The sequence below is a fragment of the Mycobacterium sp. IS-1590 genome (assembly GCF_001500025.1).
Classification (GTDB): domain Bacteria; phylum Actinomycetota; class Actinomycetes; order Mycobacteriales; family Mycobacteriaceae; genus Mycobacterium.
In genome coordinates this window covers 39,428-60,784 of sequence record NZ_LQIW01000034.1, presented here as the reverse complement: position 1 = coordinate 60,784, position 21,357 = coordinate 39,428, and the positions used below count along the sequence as shown (strand labels likewise).

Genomic DNA, 21,357 nt, shown 5'->3' with positions numbered 1-21,357 from the left:
ACCGATTCAGACGTCAGGCTGACGCCGCGGTTTCGCGCGCCTTCTCGGCCATCTCGGAGAATTCGGATTGGATCTCGTCGTCCTCGCGGGCGGTCATCAGCGATACGGCGACGGCGACGACCAGGCATGCGACGAAGCCGGGAACGATCTCGTACATCGCGCTCGACAGCGCCTCGGTCTGACCCCAGACGCCGACCACCACGGCACCGGCGATCATGCCGGCGATCGCGCCGGCCGACGTGAGCCTGCGCCAGAACAGCGACAGGATGATCAGCGGTCCGAACGCGGCGCCAAAGCCGGCCCACGCGAAGCCGACGAGATCGAGAATCGTGTCATCGGGGTTGAGCGCCAACAAAACCGCCACCACCGCGACCGTCAGCACCCCGAGCCGACCGAAGGTGACCAGCCGCTTCTGACTGGCCTCTTTGCCGAATGCCCGGTAGATGTCTTCGACCAGCGCCGACGAGCACACGATGAGCTGAGAGGAGATCGTCGACATGATGGCCGCCAGCACCGCGGCGAGCACCACACCGGCGACAAACGGGTGAAACATCACCTGCGCAAGGCGCAGGAACACGGTCTCGGGATTGTCCAGCGTCACACCTTCGCGGAAGAAGTACGCCAGGCCGGCCAACCCGGTGGTGATCGCGCCAGCGGAGGTGAGGACCATCCAGCTGATGCCGATGCGACGTCCTGCCTTGGCGTCGGCCGAGGAGCGCATCGCCATGAAGCGAACGATGATGTGCGGTTGCCCGAAGTAACCCAGGCCCCAGGCCGCCGCCGACACGATGGCAACGAGGCTTCCGCCGAAGAACAGTGACGTGCGGTGGATTTCGTCGCCGGGATCGGCGGCGTTGTGGGCGGCGTCGGCCGCCCGAACCAGATCGACCATCTCGCCCGGCCCGCCGGTGGCGATGATCGCGGCCACGGGGATCGTGACGAGCGCCGCCAGCATCAGCAGCCCCTGCGCGACGTCGGTGAGCGAAGCGCCCAGAAAACCACCGAACAGCGTGTAGCACAAGGTGACTCCAGCGACCAGGAGCATGCCCGTCAGATACGACGAGCCGAACGACGACTCGAAGAACACCCCGCCCGCGACCATGCCGGACGACACGTAGAACGTGAAGAACACCAGGATGATCGTGCCCGCCGAGATCCGCAGGACATGCGACTTGTCGCGCAGCCGGTTCTCGAAGAAGCTCGGCACCGTGATCGAGTTGTTGGCGATCTCGGTGTAGGCCCGCAGTCGCGGGGCGACAAACTTCCAGTTGAGCCAGGCGCCGATCACCAGCCCGATCACGATCCACGACTCGACCAGGCCGGACGCATAGATCGCGCCGGGCACGCCCAGCAGCAGCCATCCGGACATGTCGGATGCGCCCGCGGACAGCGCGGCGACGGTCGGGGTGAGCCTGCGGCCGCCGAGCATGTAGTCGTCCAAGTCACTGGTCCGGCGAAAGGCGTAGAACCCGATCGCGAGCATCACGACGAAGTACAGGCCGATCGCCACCATCTGAAACGCGGTGTCAGATATGGGTCTTCTCGTTCCGTCGGAGGGACACGAACTTGCCCGCCGATCGTATGAGAAATTCGGTGGGCGCGGACGGTATCGAACCGCCGACCGCTGGTGTGTAAAACCAGAGCTCTACCACTGAGCTACGCGCCCCTGCAGGGCAAGCTACACGGCCATGACCTGCGACGAGAAATCAGCTCAACCGGAGCGCAACGCCGCCAGCGCGTCGGTCCACAGAGCCTGATCGCGGGCCTCCCCCGGCTCTTTCATCTCGGCGAACCGGACGATCCCTTCGCGGTCGACGACGAACGTGCCGCGGTTGGCTATGCCCGCGTCCTGGTTGAACACCCCGTAGGCCATCGCGACCTCGCCGTGCGGCCAGAAATCGGACAGCACGGGGAACGTGAAGCCGCTCTGCGTGGCCCAGATCTTGTGGGTCGGCGGCGGGCCCACCGAGATCGCCAGCGTCGCGGTGTCGTCGTTCTCGTATTCGGGCAGCCGGTCGCGGACCTCGTCGAGCTCACCTTGGCAGATACCCGTGAACGCCAGCGGGAAGAACACCAGCAACACGTTCTTGCTGCCTCGGAAATCGCTCAGCGTGACGGGCTGACCGTTCTGGTCCTTGAGCGTGAAATCGGGCGCCTCCGCGCCGACGGCGATCATCGGGGCCCTCTGGTCTTCGCGCAAGCGCTCATCCGCGCCGCCCCGCGGCCTTCGACTTCGGCTGCACCAGCCGGGTGGCGATCCAGTCACCGAGGTTGGCCGATGACGTCTGCATCAGGCCGGCGGTGGGCGCCGACTCGGCGACCTCGGCCGGCTGGACGTGACCCGGTTTACCCGTCTTCGGGGTCACCACCCAGATGACCCCGTCGTCGGCCAACGGGGTGATGGCGTCCATCAGCGCATCCACGAGGTCACCGTCGTCGTCGCGCCACCAGAGCAGTACGACGTCGATCACCTCGTCGGCATCCTCGTCGAGCAGCTCGCCGCCGCACGCTTCCTCGATGTCGGCTCGGATGTCGTCGTCGACGTCCTCGTCCCAGCCCAGTTCCTGTACAACCTGATCTTTTTGGATGCCCAGTCTGTGGGCGTAGTTCGGGGCGTCATCCGCCGCGACCACGGTCGGTCCTCCTTCAGCCGGCTCGGGCGCACGTGGCGCTCGGCATCTCCTAGGCGATTGTCTTGAGTCCTATCGTCGCACGAAGCAGTGCGCCCGCACGTGACTGGCAGCAAGGTTGGCCAGATATCCGCTCGATCAATACGCGGCGTCGCAGAGGTTGAGCGCGGTGGTCTTGGTGTCGTTGAGCCGGGTGATCGCGGCGTTGAACTCGTCGGGCCCGTAGTTGCCTGCGATCGCGGTGGCCACGCCTCTGGCCGCGTCGACCCAGCCGTTGAGCGCACCTGTGAGCTCGGGACCCAGCGGATCGGCGATGCTGCGCGCGACCATGTCGGCGCTGTGGTTCAGGGCGTCGATGGCGGGGGCTGCCTTGGCGGTCACGTCGCCCGCGCTCCGGTTGAACGCATCGACGTAGGCGTTGACCGCAGTGATCGCGTCGACGCTGGTGGAGCTCAGCGTCTCGCACGACGAGTGGATCGCCTCCTTGGTGATCGAGGCCTGACGTTCTGACTCCCTGGCGCTGGAACTGGCCGCCGACTCCGCCAGGGAGACCGACACCGACGCCCGGTACACCGGCGCCTCGGCCGCGTCCACCTGTGCCGAACCCTCGGTGACGCTGCTGCAACCGACGATGACCATGGCGGCGGCGGCCGCGAGGCCGACCACGAGTGCGCCGATCCGCAGCGGTTTCTGCACCAGCGCACCGATCACCACGGCTGCAGACGTTACCGGTTCGGTCCCGCGATCGCCGGTTCATTCCAGTCGGCGACCCCACCGGTGCGTGTGGGGCAGGATGGGAGAAGGATGGAACCCGTCGCTCACGGTTCGAGCGCAGAAAACATCTGCGCGACGGGCGTGGGCATCCGAACCGCCGACCAAGGAGCGGAAGTTGACCACCGAGTTCGCGCGCCAGGACCTGGCCCAAAACTCCACCACCGCAGCCGAACACGACCGGGTCAGGGTGATTCGGGAAGGCGTCGCGTCGTATCTGCCCGACATCGATCCCGAAGAGACCGGCGAATGGCTGGAATCGTTCGATCAGCTGCTCGAGCAGGCCGGCCCGGCGCGGGCGCGGTACCTGATGCTGCGTCTCCTCGAACGCGCCGGCGAACAGCGCGTGGCCATCCCGTCGTTGACGTCGACCGATTACGTCAACACGATCCCCACCGAGCTGGAGCCGTGGTTCCCCGGCGACGAGGACGTCGAGCGCCGCTACCGGACCTGGATCCGGTGGAACGCCGCGATCATGGTGCATCGCGCGCAACGCCCGGGAGTCGGTGTGGGCGGCCATATTTCGACGTACGCGTCGTCAGCCGCACTCTACGAGGTCGGTTTCAACCACTTCTTCCGCGGCAAGTCGCATCCGGGCGGCGGCGACCATGTGTTCATCCAGGGGCACGCGTCGCCGGGTATCTACGCCCGCGCGTACCTGGAAGGTCGCCTGTCGGCCGACCAACTCGACGGCTTCCGTCAGGAGCACAGCCACCCCGGTGGCGGGCTGCCGTCCTACCCGCATCCGCGGCTGATGCCCGACTTCTGGGAGTTCCCGACGGTCTCCATGGGCCTCGGCCCGATGAACGCCATCTACCAGGCCCGGTTCAACCACTACCTGCACGACCGCGAGATCAAGGACACCTCCGATCAACACGTGTGGGCGTTCCTCGGCGACGGCGAGATGGACGAACCCGAAAGCCGCGGCCTGGCGCACGTCGCCGCACTCGAAGGCCTGGACAACCTGACTTTCGTGGTCAACTGCAACTTGCAGCGCCTCGACGGGCCGGTGCGCGGCAACGGCAAGATCATCCAGGAACTCGAGTCGTTCTTCCGCGGAGCGGGCTGGAACGTCATCAAGGTGGTGTGGGGCCGCGAATGGGATGCGCTGTTGCACGCCGACCGCGACGGCGCGCTGGTCAACCTGATGAACAGCACGCCCGACGGGGACTACCAGACGTACAAGGCCAACGACGGCGCCTACGTGCGCGACCACTTCTTCGGCCGCGATCCCCGCACCAAGGCGCTCGTCGAGAAGATGTCGGACTCCGAGATCTGGAATCTCAAACGCGGCGGCCACGACTATCGCAAGGTCTACGCCGCCTACCGTGCCGCCATGGAGCACAAGGGCCAGCCGACGGTCATCCTGGCCAAGACCATCAAGGGTTACTCGTTGGGCGCGCACTTTCAGGGCCGCAACGCCACCCATCAGATGAAAAAGCTTGCGCTGGAAGACCTCAAGTACTTCCGCGATGCCCAGCGCATCCCGATCAGCGACGAGCAACTCGAAGAGAACCCCTACCTTCCGCCGTACTACCACCCCGGCCCGGAAGCGCCCGAGATCCGCTACATGATCGATCGCAGGCGCGCGCTCGGCGGGTTCCTGCCCGAACGTCGCACCAAGACCAAGGCGCTCACCTTGCCCGGCCGCGACACCTACAAGGCGCTCAAGAAGGGTTCCGGCAAGCAGGAGGTGGCCACGACTATGGCCACGGTCCGGACATTCAAGGAACTGTTGCGCGACAAGGAGATTGGTTGGCGCATCGTGCCGATCATCCCCGACGAGGCACGCACCTTCGGCATGGACTCGTGGTTCCCCAACCTCAAGATCTACAACCGCAACGGCCAGCTGTACACCTCGGTCGACGCCGAACTGATGTTGGCCTACAAGGAATCCGAGGTCGGCCAGATCCTGCACGAGGGCATCAACGAGGCCGGGTCCTCGGCCAGTTTCATCGCCGCGGGCACGTCCTATTCGACGCACAACGTGCCGATGATCCCCGTCTACATCTTCTATTCGATGTTCGGGTTCCAGCGCACCGGCGACAACCTGTGGGCCGCCGCCGACCAGATGACGCGCGGCTTCCTCCTCGGCGCCACGGCGGGGCGCACCACGCTGGTGGGCGAGGGCCTACAGCACGCCGACGGGCATTCGCTGTTGTTGGCCGCGTCCAACCCCGCGGTCGTCGCCTACGACCCGGCGTTCGCTTACGAAATCGCCTACATCGTCGAGAGCGGCCTGAGCCGGATGTACGGCGAGAATCCCGAGAACGTCTACTTCTACATGACGATCTACAACGAGCCTTACGTCCAGCCGCCCGAGCCGGAGGGCGTCGACGTCGAGGGCCTGTTGCGCGGCGTCTACCGCTACCGGCCCGCACCCCAGAAGCGGTCCAACGCGGCGCAGATCCTGGTGTCGGGTGTGGCCATGCCGTCGGCTCTCAAGGCCGCCGAGATGCTCGCCGAGGAATGGGATGTCGCGGCCGATGTGTGGTCGGTGACCAGCTGGGGTGAGCTCAACCGCGATGGCGTCGAGATCGAGAAGCAGCGACTGCGCCATCCGGACCAGCCGGCCGGCACCCCGTACGTCACCAAGGCGCTGGCCGATGCCGCAGGCCCGGTCATCGCGGTGTCGGACTGGATGCGCGCGGTTCCCGAGCAGATCCGGGCATGGGTCCCCGGTACGTACATCACGTTGGGCACCGACGGGTTCGGGTTCTCCGACACGCGTCCCGCCGCGCGGCGCTACTACAACACCGACGCCGAGTCGATCGCGGTCGCCGTGCTGGAGGGTCTGGCCCGCGACGGCAACATCGACCAGTCCGTCGCGGTCGAGGCGGCGAAGCGCTACGAGATCGACGATGTGCTGGCGGCGCCGGAGCAGACCTCGGACCCCGGAGTGGCGTAGCCCACTTGGAGGTTTCCTCCATAAGGGTGGCGTAGCCTTTAGAGGTGCCTGACAACCGGTTCGTGCCACCGAAGTCGACGGTCGAGGTTCTCGAAGCCGTTCCCGACTCGGTGCTGCGCCGGTTGCAGCAGTATTCGGGCCGGGTGGCCACCGAAGCGGTACGCGCATTGGAGGAACGCCTGCCGTTCTTCGCCGAACTCGAGGCATCGCAGCGTTCCAGCGTCCAGCTCGTCGTGCAGACCGCGGTGGTCAACTTCGTCGAGTGGATGCGCGACCCGCAGAGCAACGTCAGCTACACCGCGCAGGCCTTCGAGGTGGTGCCACAAGATCTGCGGCGGCGCATCGCGCTGCGCCAGTCGGTGGAGATGGTGCGTGTCACCATGGAGTTCTTCGAAGAAGTGGTGCCGCTACTGGCCCGCTCCGAGGAGCAGCTCGCGGCGTTGACCGCGGGCATCCTGCGCTACAGCCGCGACCTCGCGTTCGCCGCGGCCAGCGCCTACGCCGACCAGGCCGAGGCGCGCGGCGCGTGGGACACCCGGATGGAGGCCAATGTCGTCGACGCGGTGGTGCGCGGTGACGTCGGCCCGGAGCTGCAGTCCCAGGCCGCCGCCCTGAACTGGGACGCCACCGCCCCCGCCACCGTCATCGTCGGGCTGCCGCAGCCCGACCGGATCGATCTGGCCAGTGACGACGTCCACGACGTGGTGCGGCGCAACGGCCGGGCCGCGCTGACCGACGTGCACGGCACGTGGCTCGTTGCGATCGTGTCGGGTGCGCTCTCCCCGACCGACAGGTTCCTCGCCGACTTGATGTCGGTGTTCGCCGAGGGCCCCGTCGTCGTCGGACCCACGGCCACCACGCTGGCGAGCGCTCACCGCAGCGCGACCGAGGCCATCGCGGGCATGAACGCGGTTGCCGGCTGGTCGGGTGCGCCGCGACCGGTGGCGGCGCGCGAACTGCTCCCGGAGCGCGCCCTGCTGGGCGACGTATCGGCGATCGCGGCGTTGGAGACCGAGGTGATGAGGCCGCTGGCCGACGCGGGGCCGGCGCTGACGGAGACCCTCGATGCCTACCTGGACTCCGGTGGGGCCATCGAGGCCTGCGCCCGCAGATTGTTCGTTCATCCAAATACCGTCCGGTACCGCCTGAGACGAATCGCCGACTTCACCGGGCGCGATCCCACGCTTCCACGCGACGCGTACGTGCTGCGGGTGGCCGTCACCGTGGGCCGGCTGGGCCGTCAGCCATACCAGACGAGCACAGCAAACATGATCAACGTGGCGCGTCCGGCGCTGCGACCAGCAGCTGTTGCCCCGCGGCCGGACGGCACATAGATCGCGGGCAGATTTCGGTAGCGTCGCATCACAGGCGATTTTGTGGGGTCTCTACAAAAACATAAGACGAGGTTCATAATCTCTTACACCGCGCAAACCCGTCTTCACAGTGTTTTCTTAATTCGTGCCTCATAAAACTGTGCTCGCACTCCTGGCGCCCGGACAGGGCTCCCAGACGCCCGGCATGCTCGCCGCATGGCTGGAGCTGCCCGGCGCCGCCGAGCGGCTCGCCGGATGGTCCGAGATCAGCGGGCTGGACTTGGCTCAGCTGGGCACCACCGCGTCGGCAGAGGAGATCACCGACACCGCGGTGACCCAGCCGCTCGTCGTGGCGGCCACGCTGCTGGCTCATGAGGAACTGACCCGGCGCGGATTGATCGCCGACAAGAAGACCGTGGTGGCTGGCCACTCCGTGGGTGAGATCGCGGCCTACGCCATCGCCGGGGTCATCTCCGCCGACGATGCGATCAAGCTGGCGGCCACCCGCGGCGCCGAGATGGCCAAGGCATGCGCGGTCGAGCCCACGGGAATGGCCGCCGTGCTCGGCGGCGAGGAAGCCGACGTGCTGGCCCGCCTCGAGGCGCTCGACCTGATTCCGGCCAACCGCAACGCGGCGGGACAGATCGTCGCCGCCGGCGCGATCGCCGCACTGGACAAGCTGGTCGAGGACCCGCCGGAGAAGGCGCGGGTGCGCAAACTGGCCACCGCCGGCGCCTTCCACACCCACTACATGGCCTCGGCCCTCGACGGGTACGCCGCCGCCGCCGACGGTGTAACGAGCGCCGAACCGGACACGACGCTACTGTCGAACGCGGACGGCCAGCCGGTGGATTCGGCTGCCGATGCCATGAGCAAGCTGGTGGCGCAGATGACGCGCCCGGTCCGCTGGGACCTGTGCACCGAGACGATGCGCCGGTCGGATGTGACCGCGATCGTCGAGTTCCCGCCCGCCGGGACGCTCGCGGGTATCGCGAAAAGAGAACTTCGGGGGGTGCCGACGCACGCCGTCAAGTCCCCCGCTGACCTGGACGGGCTCGCCGAACTCCCATAGGCAGGCGCGCGCCAGACACAACCACATAACGATCGTCATTTCCCATCAAGTAACACCACCGAATAGAAGGAGCCACCGTGCCCGCCAGTCAGGATGAAATCATCACCGGTCTCGCCGAGATCATCGAAGAGGTCACCGGCATCGAGCCTTCCGAGGTCACCCCGGAGAAGAGCTTCGTCGACGACCTGGACATCGACTCGCTGTCGATGGTCGAGATCGCCGTGCAGACCGAGGACAAGTACGGCGTGAAGATCCCCGACGAGGACCTCGCCGGTCTTCGCACCGTCGGTGACGTCGTCACCTACATCCAGAAGCTCGAGGAAGAGAACCCCGAAGCGGCCGCGGCCATCCGCGCGCAGATCGAAGCCGATCGGGCATGAGTAGACCTTCCACTGCTAACGGCGGTTTCCCCAACGTCGTCGTGACCGCCGTCACGGCGACCACGTCGGTCGCGGCGGACATCGAGAGCACGTGGAAGGGGCTGCTCGCCGGCGAAAGCGGCATCCGCGTCCTCGAGGACGAGTTCGTCACCAAGTGGGACCTTCCGGTCCGCATCGGTGGACACCTCGTCGACGCGATCGACGACCACATGACGCGACTGGACATGCGACGGATGTCGTATGTCCAGCGCATGGCCAAGTACCTGTCTGGCCAGCTCTGGGAGACCGCGGGCACGCCCGAGGTCGATCCGGATCGCTTCACCGTGGTCGTCGGCACCGGTCTGGGTGGCGGCGAGAAGATCGTCGAGACCTATGACGCGATGAACGAGGGCGGCCCCCGCAAGGTGTCGCCGCTCGCGGTGCAGATGATCATGCCGAACGGTGCGGCCGCGGTGATCGGTCTGCAGCTGGGCGCGAGGGCCGGGGTCATCACCCCGGTCTCGGCCTGCTCATCGGGTTCGGAGGCCATCGCCCACGGCTGGCGTCAGATCGTCATGGGTGACGCCGACATCGCGGTCGTCGGCGGCGTCGAAGGCGGAATCGAAGCGCTGCCGATCGCGGCGTTCTCGATGATGCGCGCGATGTCGACCAACAACGAGGATCCCGAGGGCGCCTCGCGGCCGTTCGACAAGAACCGCGACGGGTTCGTCTTCGGTGAGGCCGGCGCGCTCATGGTCATCGAGACCGAGGAGCACGCCAAGGCCCGCGGCGCCAAGCCGCTGGCCCGCCTCATGGGTGCCGGCATCACCTCGGACGCCTTCCACATGGTGGCGCCTGCGTCCGATGGTCTTCGTGCCGGCCAGGCGATGAAGCGTGCGATGGAGACCGCGGGCCTCGAGCCCAAGGACATCCAGCACGTCAACGCCCACGCCACCGCCACATCCATCGGTGACGTCGCCGAGGCGAACGCGATCCGGTCGGCCGGGGTGGAGCATGCGGCGGTCTACGCGCCGAAGTCGGCGCTCGGCCACTCCATCGGAGCGGTCGGCGCGCTGGAATCGGCTCTGACCGTGCTCTCGCTGCGTGACGGCGTCATCCCGCCGACACTGAACTATGAGACGCCCGATCCTGAGATCGATCTCGATGTGGTTGCAGGCGAGCCTCGTTATGGCGACTACCAGTACGCCATCAACAACTCGTTCGGCTTCGGCGGACACAATGTCGCCTTGGCCTTCGGTCGCTACTGAGTAGAAGGAATATTCGGGCAGGAATGGCAGGGTCAGCCGCACTATCCACGGGGGACGGTTTCCCCAACGTCGTCGTCACGGGTATCGCCATGACGACTGCCCTGGCCACCAGCGCGGACGACACCTGGAAGAAACTGCTGGACGGCCAGAGTGGAATCCGCAGGCTCGAGGATCCCTTCGTCGAGGAGTATGACCTGCCGGTTCGCATCGGCGGTCATCTCCTCGAGGATTTCGACCACGAGTTGAACCGGGTGGAACTGCGTCGGCTGTCGTACCTGCAGAAGATGTCGACGGTTCTGAGCCGGCGGGTCTGGGAGAACGCGGGCACACCCGAGGTGGACCCCAAACGGCTGATGGTGTCGATCGGCACCGGCATGGGCTCCACCGAGGAGTTGGTGTTCAGCTACGACAACATGCGCGCCAAGGGTCTGAAGGCGGTTTCACCGCTGGCCGTGCAGATGTACATGCCCAATGCCGCTGCCGCCGCAGTGGGATTGGAGCGCAAGGCCCGCGCCGGGGTGGTCACTCCGGTGTCGGCCTGCGCATCGGGCTCGGAGGGCATCGCACACGCCTGGCGCAACATCGTGCTCGGCGAGGCCGACGTCGCGATCTGCGGCGGGGTGGAGACCAAGATCGAGGCGGTGCCGATCGCCGGCTTCGCCCAGATGCGAATCGTCTTGTCCACCACCAACGATGACCCTGCCGGCGCATGCCGCCCGTTCGACAAGGACCGTAACGGGTTCGTGTTCGGCGAGGGGGGTGCGCTGATGGTCATCGAGACCGAAGAGCACGCCAAGGCCCGCGGCGCCAACATCCTGGCCCGCATCATGGGGGCCAGCATCACCTCGGACGGCTACCACATCGTGGCGCCGGACCCGAACGGCGAGCAGGCCGGTCACGCGATGACGCGCGCCATCCAACTCGCCGGGCTGCAGCCCACAGACATCGATCACGTCAACGCGCATGCCACCGGCACCAGCGTCGGAGACGTGGCCGAGGGCAAGGCGATCAACAACGCGATGGGCGGCCACAAGCCTGCGGTGTACGCACCCAAGGCGGCGCTCGGCCACTCGGTCGGCGCGGTCGGTGCCGTGGAGTCCATCTTGACCGTTATGGCGTTGCGCGAGGGCATCATTCCGCCGACGTTGAACCTGCGAAACCTCGATCCGGAGATTGATCTGGACGTGGTCGCCGGTGAACCGCGGTCGGGCAATTACCAGTACGCGATCAACAACTCGTTCGGATTCGGTGGGCACAACGTCGCGCTCGCTTTCGGGAAGTACTGACACTCCCCGGAATCCAGCGCAATAGGAGGTATTGAATGACGACCATGGCGCCCGAGACAGTCGGCGAATCGCTCGACCCTCGCGACCCGCTGCTGCGTCTGAGCACCTTCTTCGACGACGGCAGTGTCGAACTGCTGCACGAGCGCGACCGTTCGGGTGTGCTCGCCGCCGCCGGAACCGTCAACGGAGTGCGCACCATCGCGTTCTGCACCGACGGCACCGTCATGGGTGGGGCCATGGGCGTTGAGGGTTGTGCCCATATCGTCGACGCCTACGACCAGGCCATCGAGGAGCAGAGCCCGATCGTGGGCATCTGGCACTCCGGTGGTGCCCGCCTCGCCGAGGGCGTCAAGGCGTTGCACGCGGTCGGGCTGGTCTTCGAGGCGATGATCCGGGCGTCCGGTTACGTCCCGCAGATCTCGGTTGTCGTCGGCTTCGCCGCGGGCGGTGCGGCCTACGGCCCCGCCCTGACCGACGTGATCGTGATGGCGCCGGAGAGCCGGGTGTTCGTCACCGGACCCGACGTGGTGCGCAGCGTCACCGGCGAGGACGTCGACATGGCGAGCCTCGGCGGCCCGGACACCCACCACAAGAAGTCCGGCGTGTGCCACATCGTCGCCGACGACGAACTCGATGCCTACGAGCGCGGCCGCCGGCTGGTCGGATTGTTCTGCCAGCAGGGCCATTTCGATCGCGCGAAGGCCGAAGCGGGCGACACCGACCTGCACGCGCTGCTGCCGGAGTCGGCGCGACGCGCATACGACGTGCACCCGCTCGTGGAGGCGTTGCTGGACGAGGGTGTGCCCTTCGAAGAATTCCAGGGCAAGTGGGCGCCGTCGATCGTCATCGGCCTGGGCCGGTTGTCGGGCCGCTCGGTCGGCGTGATCGCCAACAACCCCCTGCGCCTCGGCGGCTGCCTGAACTCCGAAAGCGCGGAGAAGGCAGCGCGATTCGTGCGCCTGTGTGACGCGTTCGGAATTCCGATCATCAACGTCGTCGACGTGCCCGGCTACCTGCCCGGCGTGGATCAGGAGTGGGGCGGCGTCGTGCGCCGCGGGGCCAAGCTGCTGCACGCGTTCGGCGAGTGCTCGGTGCCGCGGGTCACGCTGGTGACGCGAAAGATCTACGGCGGCGCCTACATCGCGATGAACTCGCGCTCGCTGGGTGCGACGAAGGTCTACGCGTGGCCGGACGCCGAGGTCGCGGTCATGGGCGCCAAGGCCGCGGTCGGCATCCTGCACAAGAAGAAGTTGGCTGCGGTGGAGGATCCCGCCGAGCGTGAGGCCCTGCACGAGGAATTGGCAGTGGAGCACGAGAAGATCGCGGGCGGAGTCGATTCCGCGATCGACATCGGGGTCGTCGACGAGAAGATCGACCCGGCGCACACCCGCAGCAAGTTGACGCAGGCGCTGGCGGAGGCACCGGCGCGTCGCGGCCGGCACAAGAACATCCCGCTGTAACCCCAGCGATACCCCTCGGCGCCGCTCCGACCCCTCGGCGCCGAGACGGACGCTTTGGCGGTCACGCGCGCGTGGAATTGACCATTTCGTCGGTCTCGGTGAAAGCGGTGCGGGCGCTACCGTTCGCGCGCTGACGCCACGAACTCGTCGGCCACCGCCACCACCCGCTCGCGGTCGGCCTCGACCAGCCCTATGCGGGTGCGGCGGTCGACGATGTCGTCGGCCGTCAGCGCGCCCTCATGGGTCACCGCGTACTCGAATTCGGCCCGGATGACGTCGATCCCCTCGGCGACCGGGTCGGTGGGCCGCTCGCACGCGGCGGTCGCGATGACGTTCGGCGCCTCGGTGCCGAAACGGGCCACCAGTGAACCCGGCATCTCCGTCGGATGACGCAGTGTGGCAACCGGATTCGACGGCGCACCGACAAGCGGCAGGTTGCGGGTGCAGCAGTCGGTCGCGCTCAGCCCACGCAACTGGATCGCCCGGTCGAGCACATCTTCGGCCATGAAGCGGTATTCGGTCAGCTTGCCGCCGATGACACTGATGACGCCCGAGGGCGACTCGACCACCGCGTGCTCGCGCGAGACGTCGGCGGTGCGGCCCGCACCGGTGTCGATCAACGGGCGCAGACCCGCGTAGGCACCGATCACATCCGACGGGCTCAACGCGACATCCAGGGCGGTGTTCACCGTGTCGAGCAGGAACGAGACCTCCTCGGGCGCGGGTTCGGGCACGTCGGGCACCGGGCCTGGAGCGTCCTCGTCGGTCAGCCCGAGATACACCCGGCCCAACTGCTCGGGCATCGCGAACACGAAGCGGTTGATCTCGCCGGGTATCGGGATGGTCAGAGCCGCAGTCGGATTGCCGAAGGCCGCCGCGTCGAACACCAGATGCGTTCCGCGGCTGGGCCGCAGCTTGATCGAGGAATCCACCTCACCCGCCCAGACCCCGGAGGCGTTGATCACCGCGCGCGGGGCGACGTCGAACGACTCGCCGGTGAGCTGGTCGGTCAACCGCACCGAGGTGCCGGTGGCGTGCGACGCCGCCACCTGCGTCAGCACCCGGGCACCGTGTTGGGCCGCCGTCCGCGCCACCGCGGTGACCAGGCGGGCATCGTCGATCAACTGCCCGTCGTACGCCAGAAATGCCCCGTCGAGACCGTCGCGCCGCACGGTGGGCGCCAGTTCGACGGCCCGGCGCGCGTCGACCCGCCGCGATCGGGGCAGCACCGATGCCGGCGTGCCCGCCAACTTGCGCAGCCCGTCACCGGCGGCGAAGCCGAAACGCACCAACGCCCGCGACGCCGAGCTCATCGACGGAAGCAGCGGCACCAGCTGCGGCATCGCCGTGACCAGGTGAGGGGCGTTGCGGGTCATCAGGATTCCGCGTTCGACAGCGCTGCGCCGGGCGATTCCGATGTTGCCCGTCGCGAGGTACCGCAGCCCGCCGTGAACCAGCTTGGAACTCCACCGACTGGTGCCGAACGCGAGATCGTGCTTCTCCACGAGTGCGACGCGCAGACCGCGGGTGGCCGCGTCCAGCGCGATGCCCGTTCCGGTGATGCCGCCGCCGATGACGACGACGTCGAGGCGCTCGCCGTCGGCCAGGGCCGCCAGTTCGGCGCTGCGGCGCGCGGAGTTCAGAGCCGTCGGGCCGGTCACGGTGCCAGGTACCCGTCGAGGGCGTGCGCCAACTCGGTGTCGAGCGCATCGGTGTCCAAGAGCTTCTCGACCATCTGCGCGGACTGGATCGCCGACTGCGTGATGAGCAGGCACATCGCGGCCAGCTGACGCGGATCACCGGCGCGTACGCTTCCGTCGTCCTGGGCGACCTTGATCGCGTGGGTCAACGCGTCGATGAGGATCATCTGGCTGGTGCCGAGCCGGTTGGCGATGTAGACCATCGCGAATTCGGGTGCGTCCTGCAGCACCGACATGATGATCTCGTCGTTCCGCAGGTGCCGGGCCACCTCCAGGACCCGCTGCACCAGCGCTTTGCGGTCGGAACCGGTGTCGGGCACTTTGTCCAGCACACCCGCGATGCGCTCGGTCATCAGCGCCGCGAGCACCCCGTTCGTGTCGGACCACCTGCGATAGATGGTGGGCCGGCTCATGCGCGCGCGCCGGGCGATGTCGGTCAGCGTGACCCGCTTGACCCCGACCGCGAGCACGCAGGCCGCCGCGGCGTCGATGATGCGGGCCTCGACTGTCGACTCATCGTTACGGATTGACGACATGTGTAATACTGTAACGCATGACGCGTCCGGATGCTCACTCGACCGCTCTCCTGCCCCCGATGAAGTGGAACGCCTGGGGTGACCCCGCCGAGGCCAAACCGCTCTCCGACGGCATCCGGACACTGCTCGAACAGGCCCTCGGCGTGGCCGCATCCAGCAGCGAAGAGCTCGAATCCCAACAGGTGCGACTGCGGCCGTCGGCGCTGACCGACGACGATCGCGCCGCCCTGATCGGCATCGTCGGCCGCGATTTCTGCCGCGTCGACGATCAGGGGCGCCTGCTGCGGGCCGGCGGCAAGTCGACGCTCGACCTGCTGCGCCGCCGCGATCCCGATGAGCAGGACGCACCGGATGCGGTGGTACTGCCCGGCACCGAAGAGGAGATCACCGCGATCATGCAGCTGTGCGGTGAGCGCCGCATCGCGGTCGTCCCGTTCGGCGGCGGCACCAGCGTCGTCGGCGGCCTGGACCCTATCCGCGGCGACTTCCGCGCGGTGATCTCGCTGGACCTGCGCCGCTTCGACCAACTGCACTTCCTCGACGAGGTCTCCGGCGAAGCCGAACTCGGCGCGGGAGTGACCGGACCCGACGCCGAACGCCTGCTGGGTGAGCGCGGTTTCTCGCTTGGCCACTTCCCGCAGAGCTTCCAGTTCGCCACGATCGGCGGCTTCGCCGCGACGCGGTCCTCGGGGCAGGGGTCGGCGGGCTACGGCCGGTTCAACGACATGGTGCGCGGCCTGCGGGCCGTCACGCCGGTCGGCGTGCTGGACCTCGGCCGCGCGCCGGAGTCGGCGGCGGGACCGGATCTGCGCCAGCTGCTGATCGGATCGGAGGGCGTGCTCGGCGTCATCACGCGCGTGCGGGTGCGAGTGCATCCCGTCCCGACGGCCACCCGCTATGAGGCGTGGTCGTTCCCCGACTTCGCCGCAGGCGCCGACGCCCTGCGCGCCGTCGTGCAGACCGGCACCGGCCCGACGGTGATCCGGCTGTCGGACGAGGCCGAAACCGGAGTGAACCTCGCGACCACCGAGAGCATCGGCGAAAAGCAGATCACCGGAGGTTGCCTGGCCATCACGGTGTTCGAAGGCACCGAAGCGCACGTCGCCAGCAGACATTCCGAGACGCGCGCGGTGCTCGAGGCCGCAGGCGGCACCTCCCTGGGTGAAGAACCCGCACGCGCATGGGAGCACGGCCGGTTCGGGGCGCCCTATCTGCGTGACTCACTGCTGTCCGCGGGGGCGCTGTGCGAAACGCTGGAGACGGCGACGAACTGGTCGAATGTACCTGCGCTCAAAGCGGCCGTCACCGAGGCGCTGACGAACGCGCTGACCGAAACCGGCACGCCATCGCTGGTGCTGTGCCACATTTCGCATGTGTATCCCACCGGCGCATCGCTGTACTTCACGGTCGTCGCCGGCCAGCGGGGCAACCCGATCGAGCAGTGGCGCAAGGCCAAAGCCGCGGCGTCGGAGGCGATGATGCGCACCGGGGCCACCATCACCCATCACCACGCCGTCGGCGCCGACCACCGGCCGTGGATGCGTGACGAGATCGGCGACCTCGGCGTCGCGATCCTGCGCGCCGTCAAGGACACGCTCGACCCGGCGGGAATCCTCAACCCGGGCAAGCTGATCCCATGACGATCGACGGCCGCGTCACGATGCTGACGAACCCCGCCTCGGGGCACGGCAGCGCTCCACATGCGGCCGAACGCGCTGTCGCACAATTTCATCGGCGCGGAATGGACGTCGTCGCGATCGCCGGTACCGACGCCGAGCACGCGCGCAAACTCGTCGAAGGCGCGCTCGAACGCGGGATGGACGCACTCGTCGTCGCGGGCGGCGACGGCATCATTTCCCTTGCGCTGCAGGTACTTGCGCAGACCGACATCCCCCTGGGCATCATCCCGGCCGGCACCGGCAACGACCACGCCCGCGAATTCAAGATCCCCACCCGCGATCCCGAAGCCGCCGCCGACATCGTCGTCGACGGACTGAGCGACGGAATCGCCCAGACCATCGACCTCGGACGGATCCGCGGCGCCGACGGCACCGACAAATGGTTCGGCACCGTGATGGCCGCGGGTTTCGACTCGCTGGTGACCGATCGGACCAACCGGATGCGCTGGCCCCACGGCCGCATGCGCTACAACCTCGCGATGGTCGCCGAGCTGTCGAAGTTGCGACTGCTGCCGTTCCGGTTGTCGTTCGACGGCGACGAGGTGACGACGGAGTTGACGCTGGCGGCGTTCGGTAACACCCGCAGCTACGGCGGCGGCATGCGGATCTGCCCCGACGCCGACCCGACCGACGGTCTGCTCGACGTGACGATGGTGGCCTCGGCGTCGCGCACCCGGCTGATCCGGTTGTTTCCCACCGTGTTCAAGGGCACCCACGTCGATCTCGACGAGGTCCGCACCGCACGAGCCACGACCATCACCGTCGACTCTCCCGGTATCAACGCCTACGCCGACGGCGAGTACATCTGCCCGCTCCCGGTCGAGGTGTCCGCGGTCCCCGGCGCGCTGCGAATCCTGACGCCGCGCCGAGCGTGAAACCAGTTCGGCTACCCGACTCCCGATTTAATGTCGTCGGCTACCCGACTCCCGACCTGATGTCGTCGGCTACCCGACTCCCGATTTAATGTCGTCGGCTACCCGACTCCGCGGCTCAGCCAGCTCACCTCCGCGCCCGCTCCGCCATCGCGGTACGGCTCCAGCGCTTCGTCCCAGGCCGTGCCCAGCACCGAGTCCAGTTCGGCGGCCAGCGTGTCCGCGCCGGCCGCCATCATCGCGCGCAACCGCATCTCACCGACGATCACATCGCCGTTGGCGCTCATCGATCCGCTCCACAACCCGAGTTGGGGCGTGTGGCACCAGCGGTGGCCGTCGACGCCGGGGCTGGGATCCTCGGTCACCTCGAAGCGCAGGACCGACCACGACCGCAGCGCACTGGCCAACGCCGCACCCGTCCCGACCGGACCGACCCAATTGGTGACCGCGCGCAGCTGTCCTGGCATGGCCGGCTGCGGGGTCCACTTGAGGTTCGCCCTCGCCTGAAGGGTCGACGACAACGCCCACTCGACATGCGGGCACACCGCAGCGGGTGACGCGTGGATGTAGACCACGCCCGTCGTCGCTTCGGCGAACTGGTTCGACGCACGCATTTGCCACTCCTTCGGCTCCACGAGGGACGTCTTCCCCAAGCGGCCTCTTGGAACCGAAATTACAGCTGTGTCGTGCGTGTCTATTGTGCCTTGTGAGGCGCCTGTTGCGCTAGTCTGCGCCGAATTCTCTCAGGACTTCGTCAGATAACGCCCGCCACGGCTTGTACGCCCACTCGCCGAAATTACGGTCGGTGAGCACGACGAGGGCCAGATCGGCGTCCGGATCGACCCACAAAAACGTCCCTGACTGGCCGAAATGCCCGAACGTGCGCTCGGAGTTCGTCTCACCCGTCCAGTGCGGCGACTTGCCGCCGCGGATCTCGAAACCCAACCCCCAGTCGTTGGGTCGCTGCACCCCGAACCCCGGCAGCACCCCGTCCAGGCCGGGAAACTGCACCGAGATGGCCTCGCCATGCAGCTGCTCGGACACCGTGGCCGGCCGCAGCAGGTCGGCGGCGAACGCCGCCAGGTCGGCCACCGTCGACGTCGCGCCGTACCCCGCAGCCGCGGCACCGCCGTCGAGCACGCTGTCTGCCATGCCCAGCGGTTCGAACACCGCCTCGGTCAGATAGCGATCGAACTCGATGCCCGTCGCCTTTTCGAGCGTCTCGGCCAGCACCCCGAACCCGTAGTTCGAGTAGACGCGCCGCTTCCCCGGCTCGGCCATCGTCTCCGACGAGCGCATCGAGTAACCCGACGCATGCGCCAGCAGGTGACGCACGGTCGCCCCGGGCGGGCCCGCTTCGGTGTCGAGCTCGACGGCGCCCTCCTCGACACCGACCTGCACCGCGCGTGCGGCCAGCGGCTTGGTCACCGACGCCAGTTCGAATCGTCGCCGCTGGTCGCCGTGGTCGGCCAGGACCCCGGAGGGCCCGACGACCGCGGCCGCGGCGTTGGGCACCGGCCAGTCGCCCATCTGATCCAGCGCGCTCATCGCGCCGAGCCTACTTGCGCGCGATGTAGTAGTTGTTGATCGGATCGGTCTCGACCTCGCGTACCTGGACGTCGCTGAAGCCGGCGTCGGCGAGCATCGAGGCGGCGAGCTGATGGCCCCAGCAGGTGCCCAGGCCCGCGCCGTTCAGGCCGAGCGACACCGTCATGCAGTGCATCGTCGAGACCGTGTAGAGATACGTGGCCAGCGGCGCGCCGACGTTGTCCTCCAGCCTGCTCGAGGCCTTGACGTCGACCATGAGCAGGCAGCCGCCCGGCCTGAGCGCGCGATAGATGTTCGCCAGCACGGCGGCCGGGTCGGCCTGATCGTGGATGGCGTCGAAAACCGTTATCACATCGTAACTTTCAGGCATGTCGAGCTTCGCAACATCGGCGGCGACGAAGGTGGCGTTGGTCAGTCCCAACCGGGCCGCCTCGGCGCGTCCCACGCCGAGACCTTCGTCGCTGAAGTCGATTCCGGTGAACCGGCTGGCCGGGAACGCCTGGGCCATCACGTTGATCGCGTGCCCGCTGCCGCAACCGATGTCGGCGACGTCGGCCCCTTCGCGCAACCGCTGCGGAACTCCGTCGGCCAACGGCAGGATGACGTCGACGAGCGCGGCGTCGAACACCTCCCCACTCTGCTCGGCCATCACGGTGTGGAACCGCGGGTACTCGCTGTAGGACAACCCTCCGCCGGATTTGAAGCAGCCGATGATCTTCTGCTCGACCTCGCCCAGCAGCGAGATGAACTGCGCCAACCGCGCCAGGTTGTCCGGGCCCGCAGCCCGGGTGAGCACCGCGGCCCGCTGCGGCGGAAGCACGTACGTGCCCACCGCGGGGTCGTACTCGACCACCCCCGCCGTGACCACACCGCCCAACCACTCCCGCACGTAGCGTTCGTTGAGTCCCGCGGCACTGGCGATCTGGGCGCTGGTGGCCGGCGCCGAATCGGCCATGGTGTCCCACAGCCCGGTCTGGTGGCCGATCGACGACAGCAGGGCCAGGCTGGCGTTGTCGATCGCGGACATCATTCGCGCGGCGAACTCCTCGGTGGTGTCCGCGGCTGGTCTGGGCTCGATATCGGTCATCGCGGGTTCCCTTCCGGCGTACTGAGCTCTTGTCCATTGCACAACGGAGTCCGCCGCCGGGCGGTTCAACGGCTAAATCAGTTCGATCGACCTCTTGGCCAGACCCATCCAGTAGCCGTCGATCACCTGCCGCGCCTGCTGCGCGGGATCGCGGGAGGCGCCGAGCGCGACGAACAGCGGCGACCAGTGCTCGATGGTGGGATGTGCATACGGCATGCCCGGCGCCCGATGACGGAAGTCGATTAGGGCGTCGACGTCGCCGGCGGCGAACATCTCGGCCGCCCACATGTCGAAGTCCGTCGACCAGTCCGGCGGCTCCGCGCCCGGTGACGGGTCGTCGAGGAACGGCAAACCGTGCGTCGTGAAGCCGGACCCGATGATCAACACGCCCTCATCGCGCAACGGTCGCAACCGCTCACCCAGGTGCAGCAGCGCGGGTGGATCGAGCGTCGGCATCGAGATCTGCAGCACCGGGATGTCCGCGGCGGGATACATCACCGTCAGCGGTACGTAGGCGCCGTGGTCGAGCCTGCGGTCGGGGTCGTGGCGCACCGGCTCATCGCGCGGCAGCATGGCCTCGACGCGCGCGGCGAGGTCGACGGCGCCGGGCGCGTCGTAGGTCGTCTCGTAATAGCGCTGCGGGAAACCCCAGAAGTCGTAGGTCAGCGGCGTCTCGGTCGACGTCGACCCGATCGTCAGCGGTGCGGACTCCCAGTGCGCCGACACGACGAGGACCGCCGTCGGACGTGGCAGCTCCTGCGCCCATGCCGCCAGTTGACGCACCCACACCTCGTCGTCCACCAGCGGCGGCGCACCGTGGGAGAGGAACAGCGCGGGAAGCGGATCAGCCATGTGCCCAGTGTTCCCC

The 21,357-nt window shown here is 67.7% G+C and carries 19 protein-coding genes and 1 tRNA gene; 9 read left to right on the top strand and 11 right to left on the bottom strand.

The features are described from left to right. Window positions 1–13: 13 nt before the first annotated feature. From putP to AU197_RS17870, 5 genes are all read right to left on the bottom strand, one after another. On the bottom strand, window positions 14–1,534 hold the full coding sequence (gene putP, locus AU197_RS17890; protein WP_064404481.1) for a sodium/proline symporter PutP: 1,521 nt from the start codon (window positions 1,532–1,534) through the stop codon (window positions 14–16). A gap of 60 nt (window positions 1,535–1,594) precedes the next feature. After that, window positions 1,595–1,666 (bottom strand) — tRNA-Val (locus AU197_RS17885). A 45-nt stretch (window positions 1,667–1,711) separates the two neighbouring features. After that, window positions 1,712–2,176, bottom strand: coding sequence for a peroxiredoxin (locus AU197_RS17880; RefSeq protein ID WP_064404029.1), 465 nt, complete (start codon window positions 2,174–2,176; stop codon window positions 1,712–1,714). Window positions 2,177–2,204: 28 nt separating this feature from the next. Beyond that, entirely contained in the window at window positions 2,205–2,633 is a 429-nt protein-coding gene (locus tag AU197_RS17875; protein WP_064347257.1) for a DUF3052 domain-containing protein, read from the bottom strand. Between the two features lie 135 nt (window positions 2,634–2,768). Then, window positions 2,769–3,269 (bottom strand): Rv2240c family protein, encoded by a 501-nt coding sequence (locus tag AU197_RS17870; protein WP_064404478.1) that lies wholly within the window; start codon window positions 3,267–3,269, stop codon window positions 2,769–2,771. A 250-nt stretch (window positions 3,270–3,519) separates the two neighbouring features. Between AU197_RS17870 and aceE the strand changes: the two genes are divergently transcribed. The 7 genes from aceE to AU197_RS17835 all read left to right on the top strand — a co-directional run bounded on the left by aceE (window position 3,520) and on the right by AU197_RS17835 (window position 13,067). Then, on the top strand, window positions 3,520–6,309 hold the full coding sequence (gene aceE / locus AU197_RS17865) for a pyruvate dehydrogenase (acetyl-transferring), homodimeric type (protein ID WP_064404476.1): 2,790 nt from the start codon (window positions 3,520–3,522) through the stop codon (window positions 6,307–6,309). A 44-nt stretch (window positions 6,310–6,353) separates the two neighbouring features. Next, on the top strand, window positions 6,354–7,643 hold the full coding sequence (locus AU197_RS17860) for a PucR family transcriptional regulator (RefSeq protein ID WP_064404028.1): 1,290 nt from the start codon (window positions 6,354–6,356) through the stop codon (window positions 7,641–7,643). Between the two features lie 139 nt (window positions 7,644–7,782). After that, entirely contained in the window at window positions 7,783–8,694 is a 912-nt protein-coding gene (locus AU197_RS17855) for an ACP S-malonyltransferase (RefSeq protein ID WP_156434479.1), read from the top strand. 77 nt (window positions 8,695–8,771) lie between these two features. After that, the gene (gene acpM / locus AU197_RS17850; protein ID WP_064394089.1) at window positions 8,772–9,074 is read left to right on the top strand and encodes a meromycolate extension acyl carrier protein AcpM; all 303 of its coding nucleotides are present in this window, start codon (window positions 8,772–8,774) and stop codon (window positions 9,072–9,074) included. Then, window positions 9,071–10,321: a 3-oxoacyl-ACP synthase KasA gene (kasA, locus tag AU197_RS17845; protein WP_064404026.1), complete on the top strand. Its 1,251-nt coding sequence runs from the start codon at window positions 9,071–9,073 to the stop codon at window positions 10,319–10,321. The genes acpM and kasA overlap by 4 nt, the downstream gene beginning before the upstream one ends. Window positions 10,322–10,344: 23 nt before the next feature. Next, window positions 10,345–11,607 (top strand): 3-oxoacyl-ACP synthase KasB, encoded by a 1,263-nt coding sequence (gene kasB, locus AU197_RS17840; protein ID WP_064404025.1) that lies wholly within the window; start codon window positions 10,345–10,347, stop codon window positions 11,605–11,607. 35 nt (window positions 11,608–11,642) lie between these two features. Further along, window positions 11,643–13,067, top strand: coding sequence for an acyl-CoA carboxylase subunit beta (locus AU197_RS17835; RefSeq protein ID WP_064404024.1), 1,425 nt, complete (start codon window positions 11,643–11,645; stop codon window positions 13,065–13,067). A gap of 116 nt (window positions 13,068–13,183) precedes the next feature. On the opposite strand, the gene AU197_RS17830 is transcribed toward AU197_RS17835, so the two are convergent. Both AU197_RS17830 and AU197_RS17825 read right to left on the bottom strand, forming a co-directional pair. Next, window positions 13,184–14,728 carry a glycerol-3-phosphate dehydrogenase/oxidase gene (locus AU197_RS17830; RefSeq protein WP_064404023.1) on the bottom strand — a complete coding sequence of 515 codons (1,545 nt, stop codon included), beginning with the start codon at window positions 14,726–14,728 and terminating at the stop codon, window positions 13,184–13,186. Next, window positions 14,725–15,303 (bottom strand): TetR/AcrR family transcriptional regulator, encoded by a 579-nt coding sequence (locus AU197_RS17825; protein ID WP_064404022.1) that lies wholly within the window; start codon window positions 15,301–15,303, stop codon window positions 14,725–14,727. Before AU197_RS17825 ends, AU197_RS17830 begins: the two co-directional genes overlap by 4 nt. Before the next feature lie 59 nt (window positions 15,304–15,362). On the opposite strand from AU197_RS17825, the gene AU197_RS17820 reads away from it, so the two are divergent. Together AU197_RS17820 and AU197_RS17815 are read left to right on the top strand one after the other, a co-directional pair. Further along, complete coding sequence (locus tag AU197_RS17820) at window positions 15,363–16,943, top strand: FAD-binding oxidoreductase (RefSeq protein WP_197415595.1); 1,581 nt, start codon at window positions 15,363–15,365, stop codon at window positions 16,941–16,943. After that, window positions 16,940–17,857 (top strand): diacylglycerol kinase, encoded by a 918-nt coding sequence (locus tag AU197_RS17815; RefSeq protein ID WP_064404020.1) that lies wholly within the window; start codon window positions 16,940–16,942, stop codon window positions 17,855–17,857. Before AU197_RS17820 ends, AU197_RS17815 begins: the two co-directional genes overlap by 4 nt. A gap of 98 nt (window positions 17,858–17,955) precedes the next feature. Here AU197_RS17815 and AU197_RS17810 read toward each other — a convergent pair whose 3' ends face one another. From AU197_RS17810 to AU197_RS17795, 4 genes are all read right to left on the bottom strand, one after another. After that, a complete protein-coding gene (locus tag AU197_RS17810; RefSeq protein WP_064404474.1) occupies window positions 17,956–18,468 on the bottom strand; it encodes a DUF3145 domain-containing protein in 513 nt (170 codons plus the stop codon). Between the two features lie 109 nt (window positions 18,469–18,577). After that, the gene (locus AU197_RS17805) at window positions 18,578–19,402 is read right to left on the bottom strand and encodes a serine hydrolase domain-containing protein (protein ID WP_064404019.1); all 825 of its coding nucleotides are present in this window, start codon (window positions 19,400–19,402) and stop codon (window positions 18,578–18,580) included. Between the two features lie 10 nt (window positions 19,403–19,412). Beyond that, window positions 19,413–20,489 carry a class I SAM-dependent methyltransferase gene (locus AU197_RS17800; protein WP_064404018.1) on the bottom strand — a complete coding sequence of 359 codons (1,077 nt, stop codon included), beginning with the start codon at window positions 20,487–20,489 and terminating at the stop codon, window positions 19,413–19,415. Between the two features lie 72 nt (window positions 20,490–20,561). Continuing rightward, a complete protein-coding gene (locus AU197_RS17795) occupies window positions 20,562–21,341 on the bottom strand; it encodes a dioxygenase family protein (protein ID WP_064404017.1) in 780 nt (259 codons plus the stop codon). Window positions 21,342–21,357: the final 16 nt, after the last annotated feature.